This is a genomic window from Corynebacterium sp. MSK073, assembly GCF_030232085.1.
Lineage (GTDB): Bacteria > Actinomycetota > Actinomycetes > Mycobacteriales > Mycobacteriaceae > Corynebacterium.
Genome location: NZ_JASPIY010000002.1, coordinates 108,912 through 128,853, shown reverse-complemented (window position 1 = coordinate 128,853; position 19,942 = coordinate 108,912). Strand labels below are relative to the sequence as shown.

The following is a 19,942-nucleotide window of genomic DNA, read 5'->3' as shown; positions in this document are numbered from 1 at the left end:
CATGTCCGGCATCTTTCGCTCCGATAACGTGCAGGTAGGCGATCGCGTCGTGGCGCGGCGCGATTTCGGCGGGGTACATAGCGATGTCATTGGCCACGTCCTCAGCCTCGAGCCGCTGGTCATCCGCCCGCAGCAGGTTGGCGGCTACCCTTCCGATCTCGAGGCCGTGGAAATCGCGCCCGAGCAGCTGAAGATTATCAAGCGCCTTTCGCCGCGCATGGTGCGCAATTCCGATATCCGCGCCGTCGAATATGCCACCGCCCAGGCCTTTCCCGGCAAGGAGCACACGTGGACCGCGGACGGTTCCTGGCTCATGCGCGCCGGCGATGGTGTGACGGGCCGGTCCAATTCCGCCGTCCCACTCGGGCCCTCCGCGGGCTTTAACCCGGTCCCGCTGGCGGAAATCACGGAGTTCTATCGCCGCCACGATCTCCCGGTGCGCCTGCTCATCCCGGAGCGCATTGGCAAGCCTGCAGAGCGCCTGCTTGCCGATGCCGCCTGGGAGACCGAACCCGAAATCCTCGTCATGGTCCTGCGCGATCTCGAGGCTCTATCCACCGAGGCCCCGGGGTCCCACCCCAGCGGCGCGGAGTTTCGCATCGATGACCAACCCGATGACGCGTGGCTGCAGATGTACCACTTCCGCGGCCAGGCGCTGCCCGCCGAGGCCCTGGAGTACCTGCGCGCCCGCATCGAGGGCACGATGGGCTTTGGGCGGCTGATTATTGGCGGCGAGACCGTTGCCATCACCCGCGGCACCATCACCGAATCCGGCGACGGCACCGCCTGGCTGGGATACTCCGCCGTGGAAGTAGCACCCTCGCACCGCCGCCAGGGCCTCGGTGCGCTTTTGGGCGAGCACATGCTGCGCTGGGGACGCGACCAGGGCGCACAACACGCCTATCTCGATGTCTTGGCATCTAATACCGCCGGCATTCGCCTGTATGAAAAGCTGGGGTTCATCGAGCAGCACCGCCAGATCTACGCCCGTTTGCGCGACTAGCCCCAGCTGGGTTAGTCCGCCTAGCCCGCCGGCCGCGGCCTGGACTAGTCCGGGCCATTGCCCGCGCGGTACTGTATTATCCATGCGCATCACCACGTGGAATATCAACTCCGTTCGCACCCGCATCCAGCGGGCGCTGGATCTTCTCCACACGCACGATATTGACGTGCTGTGCTTACAAGAAACCAAGGTCAAGGACGATAAATTCCCCCGCGAGGCCTTCGAGGATGCCGGCTACCATGTCACCTGCCATGGCCTGAACCAATGGAATGGCGTGGCCATCATTTCCAAAGAAGAACCGGAAGAAGTCTTTACCGGATTCCCCCACCAGCCTGGCTTTGCCAAGGACCCTGAAAAGCCCCAGGACCGCGAGGCCCGGGCGCTTGGTGCGCGCATCCGCGGGGTAGAAATCTGGTCGCTGTATATTCCCAACGGCCGCGAGATTACGGACCGCCACTACGACTACAAGCTGGATTTCCTCTACCAGCTCTCCCACTACGCCGCCGGCCGCGCCCAATCCAAGCTGCTTTTAACCGGCGATTTCAATATCGCCCCGCGCGATGAGGACGTGTGGGATATCGAGGCCTTCCGCGGCAAGACGCATGTCACCGAGCCCGAGCGCGCCGCCTTCCAGATGCTCGAGGAGGCAGGCCTCGAAGAGGTCACGCGCTGTTTTACCGAGGATCAGCGCTATACCTACTTTGATTACAAGGGGATGCGCTTTCACAAGAACGAGGGCATGCGCATCGATTTCCAGCTCACCTCGGCGCCGCTGGCCAAGCACGTCACCGGCGCGCGCGTAGACATGGAGGAGCGCGCTGGCGAAAAGACCTCCGATCACTGCCCGCTTCATGCAGATTTTGATCTGCCCGATTTCGATTCCGTGCGTTAAATGACCTGGTCGCTCGATCTCAGCTTCTGGCAGCTGTTCTTCCTCATCATTGATTATTCCATCAAGATCATCGCCGTCGGCTTCGTGCCAGAAGGCCGTCGGCCCTCCAATTCCACCGCATGGTTGCTGGCCATTCTGGTGCTGCCCGTCATCGGCCTGCCGCTGTTTTTGCTCATGGGCTCGCCGTATATCAACCGGCGCCGCCACCGGATCCAGCAAGAGGCCAATGAGCGCCTCGAGGATATTTCCGCCCGCACCCCGGATCATCCCAAGGGCATCCTGTCGGCGGAGGTGGAATCCGTCATCAAGCTCAACCGCGAGCTGACCGGTTTTCCGGCGCTCATTGGCCATAACCTGGGCCTGCATGCGGATTATGATGAATGCATTCGCGCCATCGCCGCCGCTGTGGACCGCGCCGAAAAATACGTTTCCATCGAGGTCTATATCCAATCCTGGGATGAGACCACGGATGTATTTTTCCAGGCCCTTGCCCGCGCCACCGCCCGCGGCGTCAAGGTTCGCCTTTTGCTGGATCAGATTGGCAGTTTTAAGTACAAGGGTTATTCCTCGCTGGGGGATAGGCTCACGGAAATCGGCGTGGATTGGCGCCTCATGCTGCCCATCCAGCTGCATAAGGGCCGCTTCCGCCGCCCGGATCTGCGCAACCACCGAAAGCTCGTCATTATCGATGGCGAGGTAGGTTTTATCGGTTCCATCAACCTGATCAAGCGCCAATATAAAACCACTGACCGCTTTTGGATCGATTACATGGTGGAGTTATCCGGGCCCATTGTCACCGCCATGAACGCGGTCTTCGCGGTGGATTGGTACACCGAATCCGGCGAGAATCTCCCGCTAGATGAGCTGCCCTATGACGATGCCCAAACCGTCGATGCCAACTACCTGCAGATGATTCCCTCCGGCCCCGGCTATACCACCGAGCCGAACCTGCGCATGTTTAACTCCCTGGTGCACCACGCCAAGCAGCGCCTGGTGCTGTGCTCGCCGTATTTCGTGCCGGATGAATCCCTCTTAGAGGCCGTGACCACCGCCTGCTACCGCGGGGTGGATGTGGAGCTTTATGTCTCCGATACCGCGGACCAATTCATGGTCAACCACGCCCAGTCTTCCTATTACCAGGCGCTGCTTGAGGCCGGGGTGCATATCTACCAATTCCCCTACCCGTATGTTTTGCACTCCAAGTTCATCATCACGGATCCGGATGACCAGGAGTTCAATCCGCTGTGCATGTTCGGCTCGTCCAATATGGACCCGCGGTCCTTCGGCCTCAACTATGAGACCACCATGCTCGTGGCCAAGGGCGATCTCCTCGCCCAGTTCAACCAGCTCGCCGCCAATTACCGCGCGGTGTGCCACGAGCTCACCCTCGAGGAGTGGAACCAGCGCGGTTTTGTCCGCCGCTACATCGATAACGTCATGCGGCTGACCTCGGCACTGCAATAAGCTCTGCTTGCCGATGCCCCAATAGTCCACTCATAGGCTATCTAAACACAAGCTTTCTTTTGCAGAACCAGAGTAGAACTTCCCGCGTTGAACCGCGCACGGTATCACCGCAGAGATGAGTGTGTAGTCCACTTAATTGACTCCGGATCGGCGTTAATTATTGGAACTAATTGCGAAAGATACGCCGAATCCTCCGCAGATTTCTCTCTTGTCTATTGCTTTTACTATAAACCCTGATTCTGACTTTGATATTGCTTATGCGCGAGAGCGTATCAAAAGCTTAGGGAATACAAGAGTGATCATATCGCGGCTATTCCGAAGAGGATTATTAAAAGGCGCTTCTTTAACGCCCAAAATTCTGTACGGCAAAAAGCTCACCGTTCGCGCCAACGGCAATGCCCGTGCCAACCGTTTTCGCTTCTGGGTCCAGCAAAATCTTCCTGTGGCTGGGTGAATTCAGCCACATATTTACCAGCTTCGCATCTGCGAAATCGTCCCATGCTTGAAGGACGTTTTCGCCACCGGCAGGAATACTATCCGGATAGGTTTCCCAGTGATTTGGCCGATGCTGCAAATCCCCTGTTCCCACCAAATGGTCGGCCCAGTCTTGAGCGATATTGTTTAACGCAGGGTTTTCTGTCACGGGATTTAAACCATGATCCGCCCTTGCTGCATTGACTTCGTTAACAATAGAGTGCGCACGGGCCCCATCGGGCTTCATGTGGCTAACTACTTCAGCAGCGTTACCGATAGGTCCTTGTGCCTTAGCTGGAGGGGTAGTTGCGGCTACCCCACCTCCCACTAATGCGGCACCCGCGATAGTCGGGGCTACAAACTTTTCAACAGAATCTGGAAGCATTTCATTGGACACACTTACCACTCCCTCGGATAAACTTGACTACATTACTCTACACAATTTCTTTTTCTTCACCCCCAACCCTAACGCAAAAGAAAAATATTGTCAGTACATAAATAATATTTAAACTGCATTTCCGATAAAATATAATTATATTTAAAGGCGTTTAGAGTTTAACTTACGATATGCGCGCATCCATAGGGCTCTCAAATATTCTCCCATCTGGAAAGGCTGTTTGCTGAGGCAGCCATTAACCACCAATAAAAATAACCGGCTGATCACAATCAGCCGGTTACCAGTCATGTCTCAAACAATAGACCTACCCTCGCCTAAGCATCGCGCTTGTGCAGCACCAGCACGCCAAGGGCCCACAGCACTGCGGCCCAGATGAAGAATACGATGCCGCTGCCTGCGGATTCCGTCCACAGTGCGTTATCCACTGGGACATTGAATAGCCAGTTCTGGAAAGCGGTAAAGGGCATAAAGCTACCGATCTTATCGCCTACCACGGGCATCATGCTGACGATTTGATCCACGCCCAAGTACAAAATAAGGCCTAGCGCCACAGAGCCCGCAGTCTGGCGAATGAGCATGCCGATGCCTTGGGCAAAGGCCACCACGAGGACCGCGGCCAGTGGGTACTTCCACAGCTGCTCGCGGCCGACTTCATCGTTCCAGGGGTCAAAGGTGGCGGAAATGGAGCTATCGGCAAGCAGTTCCGTAAGCAGGTACGCGCCCACCACACCGATGAAGGTCAGTACGGCCGCGATGACCGCATATAAGACCAGCTTGGCCACGGCCACGCTCCAACGCCGCGGGGAGGCCATGAAGGTAATGGCTTGGGTGCCGAAGCGGTATTCCGTGGTCACCAGCATGATGGCCTGAATCATCAGCACCGGCAGGCCCAGGGATACCAGGAATACGACGGTGAACTCGGCTCCAATAGGCTGAAAGCCCATATCAACGGCTTCCGGATCGAGCGGCTCAGTAAACGCAGCGGTGACACCGGCCCACCCCCACGAAAATAGAAGGAATAGCGCGGTGGTCCACCAGAAGGAGCGGGTGGTGCGCAGCTTAATCCACTCGGATTTCAAGATATTCAACATGGCGGATTAAACCTCCTGCTCGTTGGGGCGGGCGAACCCACCGGATTGGCCTGGCTGGCCGGATTGGCCTGACTGACCTACCTGCGCACCCGACACGCCAGGCGTGCCTGCGTGATACTGCACGGCATCGCCAGTGAGATCCATGAAGGCATCCTCCAGCGAAGCGCTTTTCAGGGTGAGCTCGTGCAGCGGCACCCCGGTAGAATAGGCCAGCTCGCCTACGAACTCGGTGGTCTGGTTGATGACCTCTAGCCGCGGGCGGCCCTCCTCATCCTTGGATTCGGTAAAGGAAACGCCCTCCTTCTTTAGGGCCTCACCGAATTCCGGGAGGTGGTTCGAGCGCACATACACCAAGGACTGCGAGTGGCCGCGGACGAACTCGTGGGTGGGCTTATCCGCAACCATCTTCCCCTTGCCAATGACCACGAGGTGGTCTGCGGTCTGGGCCATCTCGGACAAGAGGTGGGAAGAAATCAAAATGGTGCGGCCTTCTGCAGCCAGCGCGCGCACGAGCTGACGCACCCAGCGGATGCCCTCTGGATCCAGGCCATTGACCGGCTCATCCAGGATGAGGATTCCGGGATCACCCAATAGAGCACCAGCAAGGCCCAAGCGCTGGCCCATACCGAGGGAAAAGCCGCCGGCTTTCTTACCGGCGACATCGGAAAGCCCCACCAGCCCTAGCACCTCATCCACGCGGGAGGCGGGAATACCATTGGACGCCGCCATCCACTTCAAGTGATTCGCGGCCGTGCGGTTGGGGTGTACCGCCTTCGCATCCAAAAGCGCGCCCACCTCACGCAGCGGGTGCTCCAAGTCGCGGTAGTGCTTGCCGTTAACGCGAATCTCACCCGCCGTGGGCTCGTCCAAGCCCACGATCATCCGCATGGTAGTGGATTTGCCGGCACCATTGGGCCCCAAGAAGCCGGTGACCACACCGGGCTTTACCTGAAAGGTGAGATCCTCAACGGCGCGGACAGACCCGTAATCCTTAGTCAGTCCCTGTACTTCAATCATGAGCACTACAGTGCCATAATTTTGAATACTTTACCGGTACAGTTTTTCCACCCGCTGCCGCAGGGCGGGAAAGGCGTGGCGAAATGGCGCGATAAGCGGCAGGTTTTCCACTTCATCCAGCCCCACCCAGCGCAGCTCGTGAGATTCCTCGTTAGCGGTGGTGGGCAGGCGCAGGCCGCTGCGGGTGCGCGCTAACACGGTGGTATAGGTCCACTCCCCCGGCAAATCCCCCGCCGGAGGATAGGGCCCGGCCGTTACTTGGGTGTCGAGCACCTCGACATCGGCAGGCGCGATGGCGCATTCCTCGTGCGTTTCCCTCAGCGCGGCCTGAGTGGGGCTTTCTTGTAGGTCCCGCGCGCCGCCGGGAATCCCCCAGGTATTGCCATTATTGGTCCACGCAGCGCGGTGTTGCAGCAGCACCTCGCGCCCGGCAACGAGGAAGAGGCCGGCGGCACCGAATTTTCCCCATACGCGAATGCCACTGGGGCCCGCCGCCCAGCCGTCTCCACTGTGAGGGTTATGCATATTTCCTATCCTAGCCACACACGCGGGTAAATGGTGGCGCCCAGCACACTGGGGGCGTTATTCTAAGTAAATGACTGAGCAGGCAGTGCGGGTAGAGTCAGAGCGCGAAGAGGACGCTCACCCCAGCGATCACTGGCTGGATGAGGTTACCGCGCCCTCTCGCCCGGCCCTCAGCGGGCTCACCCACCGCGCCATGGAATGGTTTGCGGGCCCGGCGCGCCTGCTGCGGCGATTTTATTATTTCGCCTCCACCACCCCGGGCAAGCTTTTTACCGTCACCCTGATCCTCACGGTGGCATTGGGCGCCGCCGGCTTGTCGATGTCCCAATCTTCCGCCGCCCGCCACTCCGACCTCGACGAGCTGCTCAATACCACCGAGCCGATGTCGAATGCGGCCCACCACCTCTATAGCTCCTTATCGGTGGCCGATACCATCGCCACCACCGGGTTCGTGCAGGCCGGCGTGGAATCAGAGGGCAATCGCGAGCGCTATAACGATGCCATCGATGCCGCCTCCATCGCCGCGACCGAATCCGTGCTGGGCACCACGCCTGACGATGCCCGCGTGCGCGACCTTGTCACCTTCATCCAGCGCGAGCTGCCCATTTATACCGCGATGATTGAAAAGGCGCGCTCGAACCACCGCGCCGGCAATGCCGTGGCTAACTCCTATATGTCCAATGCCTCCTCGCTCATGCGCGAGCACATCCTGCCAGCGGCCTCTGAGCTCTTCCAGCTGACCACCGCAAAGGTCAACCAGCAACAGCAAAAGCTCACCTCGCCGCAGTGGGTTCCACTATCTGGCCTTTTGGCCGCGGTCTTCTTCCTCATCGTGGCGCAGTGGTGGCTGTGGCGCCAGACCCGCCGCCGGTTTAACCGCGGCTTTTTAACCGCAACGGTGCTGCTCTTCTTGGCCATTTTCTGGGTCGCGCTGTCTAATTTGGCCACGTGGTCCACCGGCCACCAAGGCTTTGAAACCGCATCGCGCCCGTGGGATTCGCTAACGGCCTCGCGCATTGAGGCGCAGCAGGCGCGCACCTCAGAAACACTCGCGCTGGTGCTGCGCTCGTCTGAGGAAGATACGCTCGAGCGCTTTTCCGGATCGGTAGATTCCATTGAAAAGGCGCTGGGGGACTATGAAAGCGCGCTGCACGATGATGACGTCGAGGTCAACGATCCCGAACTCATCCACAGCGCCCGCGCCGCCACCGAAAAGTGGCAAGACTCGCACGAAAAGCTTATGGAGGCGCTGAGCGAAGGCGACTACGATGAGGCGGTCTACCAGGCCACCATCACCGATCCCGAGGATGGCGAGACCACCGCCGCGCAGTCCTTCAACGAGCTCGATAGCGAGCTTTCGGAGCTCATTGGCCAGGCGCGCATCGCCATGCGCACCTACCTAGAGCGCGGGCTGACCGCCATGACTGCGGTCTCCTCCGCCGTCTTCCTGCTCACCCTGTGCGCCATCTTCGCGGTGTGGCTGGGCATTCGTCCCCGACTGCAGGAGTACCTCTAATGCACTACCGAGCACGGCTTACCGCACCGCTGACCGCCATCGTTGCCACCTGCAGTGTCCTTACGCTGGCCGGCTGCGATATTCGCTCCGCCCCGCCACTGGAATCACCCGAACAGCAGGCACTCGATGCCAGCCCCGGACCGCCGCTGCCGGAGGGCTCCACAATAGAAGAAGCCGGTAGCACCGCGCCCAACAAGGAAGACGATACCGAACTCAGAGGCACCTACCGGCCGGATGGCAAAACGGCGAAGGAGCGGGTGCCGGACATCGTCAAGCGCGGGCGCCTTATCGTGGGCGTGGACCGCTCCAATAACCTGCTGAGCTACCGCGATGCCGCCTCCGGCGATGTCCGCGGCTTTGAGGTCGATATCGCCCACGAGATTGCCCGCGATATCTTCGACGATCCCAGTAAGGTGGATTTCCGCTTCGTCGAATCCTCTGACCGCACCGCCGCGCTGGATAATGGCACCGTCGATATCATCGTGCGCACCATGACCATTAGCCCCGAACGCGAGAAGGAAGTGGCCTTTTCCATTCCCTATATGACCACGCAGACCCGCATGCTAGTCCTTACCAGCTCCGGGATGAATTCCATCGAGGATGCGGAAGACAAAAGGCTGTGCGGGGTGCGCGGTTCCACCGCGCTGGATACCATCCGCGAGCGCGCCCCCAAGTCTGATATCCTCATCACCCGCTCCTGGGGCGATTGCCTCATGGCGCTGCAGCTCAACCAGGCCGATGGCGTGGTGGTTGATGATGCCCTGCTTTCCGGCATGGCTGCGCAGGATTCCTATACTTCCATCGTGGGCGAGCCCCTAAAGACCGAGAATTACGGCGTTGCTGCGCGCCGCCCTAGCAAGGATCATGACTCCCGCCCGCTGCTGCGCCAGGTCAATTCCACCTTGGAGCGCATCCGCCGCGACGGGACATGGTCCGACATCTTTGATAAATGGCTAGGCGCTTACCTAGACGAGCCCACCCTGCCGTCGGGGACATACATCGAGGAAGATAAGTCATGAAGCATAACCCGAATTTCAGCGAAGACGAGCTCGAATACCTCGAGCCCGAAAACCTCGATACCCAGCGCCAATTCCGAAATCCTACCAAGGCTTCCTACCGCGACGCTGACCACGGCCAAGACCCTGACCAAGACCGCGACCTCGGCGCTGCCGACTCTCCTGACGCGGCCAATACAGCCGACGCCGCCGACCCCGTCGACCCCGCTGGTCCGGATACCGCCGCTGCTCGCCCCAACTCTGCAAACCGCAACGTCGACGTCGATACGGCAGCCACCACTCATAACGCTGGCAAAAGCGATAAAAGCACTAGCGAGGCTGAGGTGGATACCGCCGCGGCGCAGGTTCCCGGCACGGCTCCCGCGGCTGCCTTCCCGGATACGGAGGCCACGGGTAGGCGCACAGCGGGTGGCAGCACCGCTGGCCAAAACGCTGCGGGCCAGCGCACGACTGGCCCGGGCGCAGAGGGCCAAGACTCCGCGGCCCAGGGCACCGCGGCTCAGGGCGTACGAAATGGCAACGACGCCGATGAAAGCGACGATGACGGCGATACCGGCGGAGTGGGCACAGCGGCCGTGGCGTATGACCCGTTCGCCAGCGAGCCCATCGAGCACCGGGAGGATCCGGGGACTTCGGCGGTAGCCTTCGATCCCTTCGCCGATGATGATGAAGACGACGATGGATCTATCGACCCGGATCACCTCTCCAGCCTGCTCGCGGACCTAGAGAATATCCGCGCCCAGCGCGAGAGCGAACGCGATGAAAAAACGGCCCAGGAAAAATCCTCGGAGCGTTCGCGTCGGCAGGCGATCGATACCTTCCGCGAGCGCCGCGGCACGCAGCGCACCGAGCGGCCGGTTGCTGATGGCATGGTGCGCCTGCCGTTTATCACCCCGGCCAATCCCACCGCTGCCCTCATCGATCCCTCAGAGAAGATCAAGGGCAAGAAGGTCCCGCCGCCGCAGCTGGAACCGGGCGATATGGTCGCGGAGCAATACGAAATCCTCGGCGTCATCGCCCACGGCGGCATGGGCTGGATTTACCTGGCCAATGACCATTACGTCTCCGGGCGCGTGGTCGTGCTCAAGGGCATGCAGGCGCAAAAGTCAGCCGATGAGACGGCCGCTGCCGAAGCCGAGCGCGAGTTTCTGGCAGACATTACCCACCCGGGCATCGTCAAGATCTTTAACTTCATCGACGATGACCGCGTGCCCGGTGGATTCATCGTCATGGAGTACGTGGGCGGGCCATCGCTAAGAAGCAGGCGCAATAAGCAGCCCAACGAGCTTTTGCCCGTTGACATTGCCATTGGCTATATCCTGGAAATCCTGCCGGCGCTGGAGTACCTGCACTCGCGCGGCGTGGTCTATAACGACCTGAAGCCGGATAACATCATCGTCACCGAGGACCAGGTCAAGCTCATTGACCTGGGCGCGGTCTCCGGCATCGGAGCCTTCGGGTTTATCTACGGTACCCAGGGCTTTCAGGCCCCGGAGGTCGTGTCCAAGGGGCCGTCCATCGCCAGCGATATCTACACCATCGGCCGCACCCTGGCGGCGCTGTGCCTCAAGCTGCCCAGCGAGGACGGCGTCTTCCTTCCCGGCATCCCCAACCCGTCCAAGGAGCCGGAGCTGCGCCGCTTCCTTTCCCTCTACCGCCTGCTGCTGCGCGCGACCCACCGCGACCCGCAGCGCCGGTTTAGCTCCATCAAGGAGCTGCGCACCCAGCTCTACGGCGTGCTGCGCGAGGTGCTCGCCATCCGCGACGGCCGCCAGTACCCCTCCCAGCACTCGCTCTTCTCGCCGCAACGTACCACCTTTGGCACCAAACACCTGGTCTTTCGCACGGATCAGCTTATCGATGGCATCGACCGCACCATCCAAATCACCGCCCCCGAGGTGGTCTCCGCCTTGCCGACGCCCCTGGTAGACCGCGACGATGTCGGCGCCAGCCTGCTGCAAGGTACCTCGTACGCCGAGCCGCAGGAAGCCCTCGAGACCCTGCGCCAAGCCATGCGGACTCCGGAATACGAGCATTCCGCCGAGATTCCCCTCGGCGTGGTGCGCTCCATGATTGATTTGGGCTATACCGACGAGGCCCGCCAGTGGTTAGGATCCATCGAGGACCGCCTCGGCCGCGACTGGCGCTACCAGTGGTATGCCGGCATCACCGAGCTCTTGCACGATGATTACGTCGATGCCCAAGAGTACTTCGCCACAGTCCTCGATTTATTACCCGGCGAGGCCGCCCCCAAGCTCGCCATCGCGGCCATCAATGAGCTCATCCTGCAGCAGATTGATTACAGTGAAACATCGCTTATTGATGCCACCGTTGCCCGCGCCTGCTCCAACCTCTACACTACCTTGGCGGATCTCCCCTCTTCTGCCTTTGAGGGCCAGCCGGAAATCTGGTCCCACGTCACCCAAGACCCGGGCGCGCTACGCTTTAATTCCATGCGCCTATACGGCATCGTCTGGGCCACCAACCCCACGACGGTGTCCTCCGCCTTTGGGCTTGCCCGCCAATTGCGCGCGGAGGGCCAAGTGGAGCTGTCCGTAGCCACCTTGGATAAGGTACCCAATGCCTCGCGCCACTTCCGCATGGCGCTGCTTACCACCGTATTGCAGCTCATCGTGCACGATCTATCGGAATCGCGCATTCGCCGCGCTGCCCGACGCCTCGAAGAAGTCCCCACCAACGAGCCGCGCTTCCTCCAAATCAAGATCGCCGTCATCTCCGCGGGCCTGAACTTCCTGCGCAACGCCGATCTCGCGCGGGCGTCCTCGCCGAATGACCTCTTCGAGTACGCCTTTACCCAGCGCGGCCTGCGCACCGGCCTGGCCGAGACCCTGCGGGCCCTTGCCCGCCAGGCCCCGTTTAGCCGCCACCGCTATGCGCTGGTGGACTTGGCCAACCAGGTCCGGCCCATCACCACCTTCTAGGGCCTACTTAAATTAGCCTGCCTCGCGCGCCTGGGCGGCGACCTCCGCAGACTTCTGCGCGATGGCCAGCTCCTCATTGGTGGGAACCACTAGGACCTTGACCGGGGAATCGTCGGTGGAGATGACCCGCGGCTCATCGGAGCGGACGAGGTTGCGCTCCTTATCAAAGTCGATGCCGTACATATCCAGGTTGTACAGCGCGTCCTGGCGCACCTCGGTGTCGTTTTCGCCCACGCCGGCGGTGAAGGTAATGGCGTCCACGCGGCCCAGGGCAATCATGTAGGAGCCGATGAAGCGGCGCAGCTGGTGAATGTAGATGTTATACGCCAGCCACGCGTCTTCATCGCCGTTATCAATGTGCTCGCGCAGCGTACGGAAGTCATTGACGCCCGCAATGCCCTTGACACCGGATTGCTTATTGAGCAGCTTATCGATCTCATCGATGCTCATGCCCGCCTGGCGCACCAGGTGGAAGATGATACCTGGATCGATATCGCCGGTACGCGTACCCATGGCCAGGCCGGCCAGCGGGGTAAGGCCCATCGAGGTATCGATGGCGCGGCCATTGCGGATGGCGGCCGCGGAGGCGCCATTGCCCAGGTGCAGCGTGATCTGGTGGGTGTGCTCCGGATCGCGATCCAAGATCTTCGGCACCTGCTGGGAGACGAACTCGTGGGAGGTGCCGTGGAAGCCGTAGCGGCGGATATCGTACTTGGAGGCAACCTCGCTATTGATGGCATAGAGCGCTGCGGCCGGCGGCAGGGTATTGAAGAAGGCGGTATCGAAGACCGCCACGTGCGGAATATCCGGCAGGATCTTGCGCGCCACGCGGATGCCGTCCAGGTTGGCGGGATTGTGAAGTGGGGCCAGCGGGATGAGGTCCTCGATCATCGATTCAATTTGATCCTCGATGAGCTGCGGTTCCGAAAAGAGGCGGCCGCCGTGCACCACGCGGTGTCCCACGGCGATGATATCGACGTCCTTCGGGCCCACCTGATGATCATCCATCAGGTCAAAGGCGCGTTTTAGGCCAAAGGAGTGATCGGGAACTTCCAGTTCCTCGGTGACCTTTTCCCCTTTGACCTTGATGGTAATAGCGCCGCTCGGCTCGCCAACCTGTTCCACCAGGCCGGAGACGAGCGGATCATCGGTGGCAGTAGCGGTTGGGTCCACCAGCTGAAACTTGATGGATGAGGATCCCGAGTTAAGGACCAGTACGTATGACATTTATTTCTCTCCAGCCTGGATAGCGGTAATGGCAACGGTATTGATGATGTCTGGAACGGTAGCACCGCGGGATAGGTCATTGACCGGCTTGTTCAGGCCCTGCAGGATGGGACCCACAGCCAAGGCACCGCCGGTGCGCTGCGCGGTCTTATAGCCAATATTGCCGGCATCCAGATCGGGGAAGACGAAGACATTGGCCTTACCCGCGACATCGGAATCCGGCATCTTCTTCGCGGCAACGCCGGGATCGCAGGCGGCGTCGAACTGCAGCGGGCCATCCACCTTCACCGAGGAGTCGAGCTTCTTGGCGGCCTCGACGGCCGCGATGGCGCGCTCGACGTCCGGGCCGGTGCCGGAAGCGCCGGTGGAGTAGGACAGCATGGCCACGCGCGGGTCGATGCCGAACTGGGATGCGGTCTGCGCGGACACCACGGCGATTTCGCCCAGCTGCTCCGCGGTCGGGTTCGGGTTTACGGCGCAGTCGCCGAAGGCCCACAGGCGCCCGCGCATGACCATCAGGAAGATGGAAGAGACCACCGATGCATTCGGCTTGGTCTTGATGATCTGGAAGGACGGCTTAATGGTGTGGGCGGTGGTGTGGGCGGCGCCGGAAACCATGCCATCGGCAAGTCCTTTGTGCACCATCATGGTGCCAAAGTAGGAGATGTCCTGCATGGTCTCGCGGGCCTGCTCCAGGGTCACACCCTTCTTCTTGCGCAGTTCCGCGAAATCGGCGGCGAATTCCTCCGCAAGCGGCGATTCCAGGTGGTCGATGATATTGGCTCCCGAAATATCCAGCCCCAGCTCCTTAGCGCGGGCCTGGACATCGGATTCCTTGCCCAAGATGGTCAGCCGGGCAACCTCATCGCGCAGCAGGGCATCGGCGGCTTCAAGGATGCGGTCATCATCGCCCTCAGGCAGGACGATGTGGGATCCAGTCGTCTTGGCTTGGTCAATGAGCTGCTTCTGGAAGAGGTCTGCGGACATGACGGGCGCGGTCTCCTCTGCCGCGCTTAACGCACCTGGCACGGCCTCTAGGTCGGTGAAGACGCCTGCCACGGTGGCGCCGAGGGACTCGGCCTTGCGCTGTGCCAGCTCCGCGGCGCGCTCTGGGGCGCCGGAGATAATGACCAGCGGCAGGCCCAGCGCGGCGGCGACCTCCGCATCGAAGGAGATCTCGCCGGTGCCTTGGACCAAGAGGGCACCGGCAGTAGCGGTGGGCGCGTTGGCCAAGACATCCGCCACGGTGGGGTCGAAATCTTCTAAGCGGAGCAGTTCAGCGCCAAGGCTTTCCGCCAAGGCGGGAATATCGAGGCCATCGAAGCCGCGGCCGATGGAGCTTAACACTGTGGACTGGGATGCAGACATGCGGATTACCTTTCCTTTGCCGTCACGGGAACACTGGGAACACGCGCCGTAACATTATGTCGTACATCACAGTTACTAGCACGTGGTGACGACTCCACTGTACGTGAATCACCCCCTCCCCCGCCCTTCCGCAACCTCCTAAACTGGGGGTAGATAACTCAGAGCAGTGTGGCATTTATCGCACTGCCACCGCGTAGAATGTGAGAAAAACCTAAAGAAAGGACACCCTAAACAGATGACTAGCCCCATGCGTGTCGCCGTGGTCGGCTCCGGACCGGCCGGCATTTACGCCTCTGACCTCCTCGTAAAGTCCGATGTGGACGTGCAGATCGATCTCTTTGAAAAGATGCCTGCGCCCTTTGGCTTGATTCGCTACGGCGTCGCCCCGGATCACCCACGCATTAAGGGCATCGTGCAGTCGCTGCACAACATCATGGAGAAGGAAGACATCCGCTTCCTGGGCAATATCGAAGTGGGCAAGGACATCACCGTCGAAGAGATGCGCGATTACTACGACGCCATTATCTTCGCCACCGGCGCCACCGCCGATAAGGAAATGGGTATCCCCGGCGAGGACCTCGAGGGCAACTACGGTGCCGGCGAATTCGTGGGCTTTTATGACGGCAACCCCAACTTCGAGCGCGATTGGGACCTATCCGCGGAGTCCGTCGCCGTCGTGGGCGTGGGCAACGTTTCGCTCGACGTGTCCCGCATCTTGGCCAAGACCGCGGACGAACTGCTGGTGACGGAGATCCCGGATAATGTCTACGCTTCCCTGAAGGAAAACCGCGCCAAGGAGGTCCACGTCTTTGGCCGCCGCGGCCCGGCGCAGGCCAAGTACACGCCGAAGGAGCTCAAGGAGCTCGATGAGTCCCCCACCATCGAGGTCATCGTGGACCCGGAAGACATCATCTATGACGAGGCTTCCGAGGAGGCCCGCCGCGCCGCCAAGTCCACCGACTTGGTCTGCCAGACCCTGGAGTCCTACGCCATGCGCGAGCCTGGCGATGCCCCGCACAAGCTCTACATTCACTTCTTTGAGTCCCCGGTAGAGGTGCTTGGCGATGCCGGCCACGTCACCGCCATCAAAACCGAGCGCACCCAGCTCAATGGCGATGGTTCCGTAAGCGGCACCGGCAAGTTCACCGAGTGGCCCGTGCAGTCGGTCTACCGCGCCGTGGGCTACCACCCGCAGTCCGTCGAGGGAATTCCCTTCAACGACGACACGGCCACCATGCCCAACGACGGCGGCCACGTCCTGACCGATGTGGACGGCGAGAAGCTTCCCGGCCTCTACACCACCGGCTGGATCAAGCGCGGCCCGGTGGGCTTGATTGGCAATACTAAATCCGATGCCAAGGACACCACCGGCATGCTGCTTGAGGATTACAAGGCGGATAAGCTCGACTCCGCCACCAAGCGGGATCCGCAAGATATCCTCGACCTGCTCAGCAGCCGCGATATCGCCGTGACCACCTGGGACGGCTGGCACCGCCTCAACGCCGCCGAGCAAGCCGCCGGCGAGCCGCACGGCCGCGAGCGCATCAAGATCGTCGAGTGGGACGAGATGGTCAAGCACGCCGGCCCACAGCGCTAACCAGCGCTGCACTGCGGGCCTGACTAGGCGCCGACTGGCACGGTCGGCAGTGCCCCGCAGCGCTAACCAGCGCTGCGCTAGTCGGTATCGTCCACCCCAGAGGTCAGCTTGGGGTCGAGTTCGACCCCACCCTCGTATTCAACGACCTCGATATCGGGCACGTTTTCCGCCTGCGGGTCGATGCCCCGCGCACCGCCCTGCGCGAGCAGGCCAGGTGTGGAGGTCACGCTCACCTTATGCGCCGCCAAAGCGGCGCGGTCGCGGGCCTCTTCTACCGTTTCCGCCGTCGTCGTCACGAGCCCCATGCGCCGGCCCTTATAGGCATCGGGCTTGCCAAAGAGCTTCACGTCCGTCTCGGCGTAGTGGAGGGCGGAGGCGATTCCGGTAAAGGCGACATCGGCAAGCGGCTCAGGCGCGTGCAAGAACATGCTGGCGCCTGGGGTTATCAACGTGGCATCGATGGGGTAGCCCAAAATGGCGCGGGCGTGCAGGTCGAACTGGGAAAAGCGCTGGGTATAGGCGGTGAGCATCGCCGTGTCCGAAGGCCGCGGGGAGACCGAAGAAAAGTAAACATCATCGCCGGCGACGAAAAGCTCCACGCCGTACACGCCACGCCCGCCCAGCTCATTGGAGATGCGCGCCGCAACCGAGCGCGCGTTCTCCAGCGCAATCTCGCTCATGCCTGTGGGCTGCCATTCCTCAACCAAATCGCCCTTCTCGTGGCGGTGGCCAATGGGCTCGCTAAACCACGTGGCCAGCTTGCCCGTGGCCGGATCGATGGACCGGATGGCCAGCAGCGTGACCTCAAGGTCAAAATCCACGAAGCGCTCCGCCACCACGCGCTGCGAATCCGAGGACACGCGGCGCACCGTCTCCCACGCCTCGCGCACGTCTTCCACATCCCGCGCCAGCATGTGGCCCTTGCCCGAGGTGGACACGTCCGGCTTCACGATGCACGGAAATCCCAGCTCCGTCGCCGCTTCCTCCAGTTCTTCCACAGAGGAAGCAAAGCGGTAGGCGGAGGTCGGCAGCCCAATATCTTCTGCCACCGCGCGCACCCGCTCGCGGTCCTGGGTGAGCGCGCAGGCGCGCGCCGTGGGCACGACGACGGCATCGGTGGACTGCTCAACCTGCTCGAGGGCCGCTACCGCGACGGTTTCCACCTCCGGCACCACGTAGTGCGGCTGAATCTGCTGCACCAATTCTGATACCTGCGCGGAGTCAGTAATATCCGCGATATAGCTATAGTGCGCCACTTGGTGCGCCGGCGCCCCCTGGTACTTATCCACCGCGTGCACCTCAAGGCCCAGGGACTGGAAGGAAATAGCCAGCTGCTTTCCCAACTCGCCCGCGCCGAGCAGCAATACCTTCGTGGCATTGCCCGTCAGCGGCGTGCCGATATGACCGGCGATTTTGCCTGGAATATCCATGACTTTGCTCCTTTGATTCCGCTCCGAGCAGCAGATACTTCCCCAAATTATTTCATAGATACCCGCCACACCCAGGGCGCACATGCGTGAAGTGCATAAACGCAAGCGCCCGGCCAAGGATTTTCATCCTCGAACCGGGCGCTCGTTGGGCTCTAAAGCAGACTGCTAGGCCTGGGGTGCCTCTGGTGGAACCGGGGCATCTACTGGCTCTGCCACGGTAATGATGTTGTCCTCATACCCCAGCGCACCGCCGACGAACTTGCCGCCGCAGGTGATAAGGACCAGGCGGTTGGTACCGTCCGTGTCATTAACCACGTCCGGGAAATCCCCGCCCTTGGGCAGGCGGTACGGCTTTTCCGTCACGCGGAAGGTGCGCTCCTCACCATCGATGACCACCGTGAATTCCTGGTTTTCCTGCAACCGGGTGAATTTCTCCGCATAGCCGGTGCCTTGGCCCTGGTAATTCACGTGGCCGGTGATGACACTGGAGCCGACATTGCCGGCATCGCCAGGCACGGCCGAGGCGGAGTACCAGCCCAGGCGGGAGACATCGTGTGGCGGCAGCAGCACGCCCTGGTCCGTCACCTGCACCGGGTCCACGGCAGCGTACTCGCCATCGATGCCCACGGACATGCCTTCAAAGCCTTCGAATTGGCCCGGGGCCGGCTCGAATTCGTGCTCCTGCGCACCGGAATCATCGACGTAGGCATCGCCCTTATCGTCCTCCGGGGTGTCTACGGCCGAGACGCTTTCCGATGCTCCCTCACTAGCCTCATCATCTTCCCCACCGGTGGTGAGGTAGAGAGCCAGCTGGATCAACATCAGAATTACGGCCACTACCAGCACGATAAAGCCGATCTTCTTACCCCGGCTTACGGGTTCCTCGCGGCCTGTCTCCTCAGACATTGCCCAATCTCCTCATTGTGGTCTTCTCGATGGTTCATCAGATGGGTTGCCCCCTCCAGCGTGTGCGGTGACACCCTGAAGGGGGACATGTTGTGCCCAGGCGCTATCGCCTGTTACCTGACCAGTACGCTCACACTACTTAATGTAGTCCTGCATACCTGGGTCAAGCTCGGTAGCACCGGACGGTACGGACTTGATCTCCGTACGTCCTGCGTCGGACGGTAGCGGTTTACCAGTCTTTCCAGGCTCTTGGCCCATAACCTCGACCGGACGATCGTCCTTGTCGGTACCCTGGTCAACCTTATCCGGCGTATCCTGACCCTTCACCTCGGTGGGGCGAGGCTCTTCGCTGGAGTTCTGGTCAACCTTATCCGGCGTATCCTGGCCCTTCACCTCGGTGCTTGGGTGCTCACCGTGGCCCTCGGTCTCCTTCTCAGGACGATCCTTCGGCTTGTCGTGATCATGGTGGCCGTGGTCGTGATCGTGGTGGCCGAAGATAATCTTGCCCAAGCCGATTCCCAAGCCAATGCCCGGAATCAGGATGGCCCACTTAGGAATCTTGCCCTTGGACGGCTTGCCTGGGACATCGGAGTCATCAGAGGTTACGGTCTGATCCTTATCATCAATGTCCTTGTGCTCAGCAACCTCATTCGGCTTCTCAGCATCCGGAGTCTCCTCACCGTTCTTATCAACTTCGCTGGACGTGAGCTCCTCGAAGGCAACCGCAGCCTCAACCGGCTCCGTCACATCACTATCAACAGTGATCTTCACATCAACCTTGCCAGCAGACTCCTCCGGAGTAAAGGTCGTCTCACCCTTACCCAAAACAGTCTCTTTATCGGCCTTGCTAATCAACTCAGCCTGCAGCGTGTATTCCTTACCAGGAACCAAGCCCTCATAGCTGACCTCATCAACAATCTCAGCACCAGCAACAACCTCATGCGAACCCTGAGCAAAATCAGCATCCGTCGAAATCTCCGGCTTCAGATCCTTCTTAGAATCATCAGAGGTTACGGTCTGATCCTTATCATCAATGTCCTTGTGCTCAGCAACCTCATTCGGCTTCTCAGCATCCGG

The 19,942-nt window shown here is 60.8% G+C and carries 16 protein-coding genes; 7 read left to right on the top strand and 9 right to left on the bottom strand.

The features are described from left to right. Window position 1: 1 nt before the first annotated feature. The 3 genes from QP970_RS01825 (at window position 2) to QP970_RS01815 (ending at window position 3,359) form a co-directional block, all read left to right on the top strand. Window positions 2–1,003, top strand: a complete 1,002-nt coding sequence (locus QP970_RS01825; RefSeq protein WP_284869425.1) for an N-acetylglutamate synthase, CG3035 family — start codon at window positions 2–4, stop codon at window positions 1,001–1,003. An 82-nt stretch (window positions 1,004–1,085) separates the two neighbouring features. Beyond that, entirely contained in the window at window positions 1,086–1,895 is an 810-nt protein-coding gene (locus QP970_RS01820) for an exodeoxyribonuclease III (protein ID WP_284869424.1), read from the top strand. Continuing rightward, entirely contained in the window at window positions 1,896–3,359 is a 1,464-nt protein-coding gene (locus QP970_RS01815; RefSeq protein ID WP_284869423.1) for a phospholipase D-like domain-containing protein, read from the top strand. It begins immediately after the preceding gene. 343 nt (window positions 3,360–3,702) lie between these two features. Here QP970_RS01815 and QP970_RS01810 read toward each other — a convergent pair whose 3' ends face one another. The 4 genes from QP970_RS01810 to QP970_RS01795 all read right to left on the bottom strand — a co-directional run bounded on the left by QP970_RS01810 (window position 3,703) and on the right by QP970_RS01795 (window position 6,863). Beyond that, on the bottom strand, window positions 3,703–4,230 hold the full coding sequence (locus QP970_RS01810; RefSeq protein WP_239268516.1) for a CAP domain-containing protein: 528 nt from the start codon (window positions 4,228–4,230) through the stop codon (window positions 3,703–3,705). Between the two features lie 314 nt (window positions 4,231–4,544). Further along, a complete protein-coding gene (locus QP970_RS01805; protein ID WP_239268518.1) occupies window positions 4,545–5,321 on the bottom strand; it encodes an ABC-2 transporter permease family protein in 777 nt (258 codons plus the stop codon). Between the two features lie 6 nt (window positions 5,322–5,327). Further along, window positions 5,328–6,338 carry an ABC transporter ATP-binding protein gene (locus tag QP970_RS01800; RefSeq protein WP_239268520.1) on the bottom strand — a complete coding sequence of 337 codons (1,011 nt, stop codon included), beginning with the start codon at window positions 6,336–6,338 and terminating at the stop codon, window positions 5,328–5,330. 30 nt (window positions 6,339–6,368) lie between these two features. Continuing rightward, the gene (locus QP970_RS01795; protein WP_023024031.1) at window positions 6,369–6,863 is read right to left on the bottom strand and encodes an NUDIX domain-containing protein; all 495 of its coding nucleotides are present in this window, start codon (window positions 6,861–6,863) and stop codon (window positions 6,369–6,371) included. 70 nt (window positions 6,864–6,933) lie between these two features. Here QP970_RS01795 and QP970_RS01790 point away from each other — a divergent pair, with 70 nt between their 5' ends. From QP970_RS01790 to QP970_RS01780, 3 genes are read left to right on the top strand one after another with little or no spacing between them, the layout of a single operon-like run. Then, entirely contained in the window at window positions 6,934–8,379 is a 1,446-nt protein-coding gene (locus QP970_RS01790) for a GlnX family signal transduction membrane protein (RefSeq protein WP_284770450.1), read from the top strand. After that, window positions 8,379–9,398 carry a glutamate ABC transporter substrate-binding protein gene (locus QP970_RS01785; protein ID WP_284869422.1) on the top strand — a complete coding sequence of 340 codons (1,020 nt, stop codon included), beginning with the start codon at window positions 8,379–8,381 and terminating at the stop codon, window positions 9,396–9,398. The genes QP970_RS01790 and QP970_RS01785 overlap by 1 nt, the downstream gene beginning before the upstream one ends. Then, the gene (locus QP970_RS01780) at window positions 9,395–12,337 is read left to right on the top strand and encodes a serine/threonine protein kinase (RefSeq protein ID WP_284869421.1); all 2,943 of its coding nucleotides are present in this window, start codon (window positions 9,395–9,397) and stop codon (window positions 12,335–12,337) included. The genes QP970_RS01785 and QP970_RS01780 overlap by 4 nt, the downstream gene beginning before the upstream one ends. 12 nt (window positions 12,338–12,349) lie before the next feature. Here QP970_RS01780 and QP970_RS01775 read toward each other — a convergent pair whose 3' ends face one another. After that, window positions 12,350–13,564: an acetate kinase gene (locus QP970_RS01775; protein ID WP_284869420.1), complete on the bottom strand. Its 1,215-nt coding sequence runs from the start codon at window positions 13,562–13,564 to the stop codon at window positions 12,350–12,352. Continuing rightward, window positions 13,565–14,932, bottom strand: a complete 1,368-nt coding sequence (pta, locus tag QP970_RS01770; RefSeq protein ID WP_284869419.1) for a phosphate acetyltransferase — start codon at window positions 14,930–14,932, stop codon at window positions 13,565–13,567. A 235-nt stretch (window positions 14,933–15,167) separates the two neighbouring features. On the opposite strand from pta, the gene QP970_RS01765 reads away from it, so the two are divergent. Then, complete coding sequence (locus QP970_RS01765) at window positions 15,168–16,529, top strand: FAD-dependent oxidoreductase (protein WP_284869418.1); 1,362 nt, start codon at window positions 15,168–15,170, stop codon at window positions 16,527–16,529. Between the two features lie 77 nt (window positions 16,530–16,606). Here QP970_RS01765 and purT read toward each other — a convergent pair whose 3' ends face one another. The 3 genes from purT to QP970_RS01750 all read right to left on the bottom strand — a co-directional run. After that, the gene (gene purT, locus QP970_RS01760) at window positions 16,607–17,959 is read right to left on the bottom strand and encodes a formate-dependent phosphoribosylglycinamide formyltransferase (protein ID WP_284869417.1); all 1,353 of its coding nucleotides are present in this window, start codon (window positions 17,957–17,959) and stop codon (window positions 16,607–16,609) included. 165 nt (window positions 17,960–18,124) lie between these two features. Continuing rightward, a complete protein-coding gene (locus tag QP970_RS01755; protein WP_284869416.1) occupies window positions 18,125–18,865 on the bottom strand; it encodes a class F sortase in 741 nt (246 codons plus the stop codon). 135 nt (window positions 18,866–19,000) lie between these two features. Further along, window positions 19,001–19,942 (bottom strand): VaFE repeat-containing surface-anchored protein (locus QP970_RS01750; RefSeq protein ID WP_284869415.1); only part of this gene is annotated, 942 nt, incomplete at its 5' end.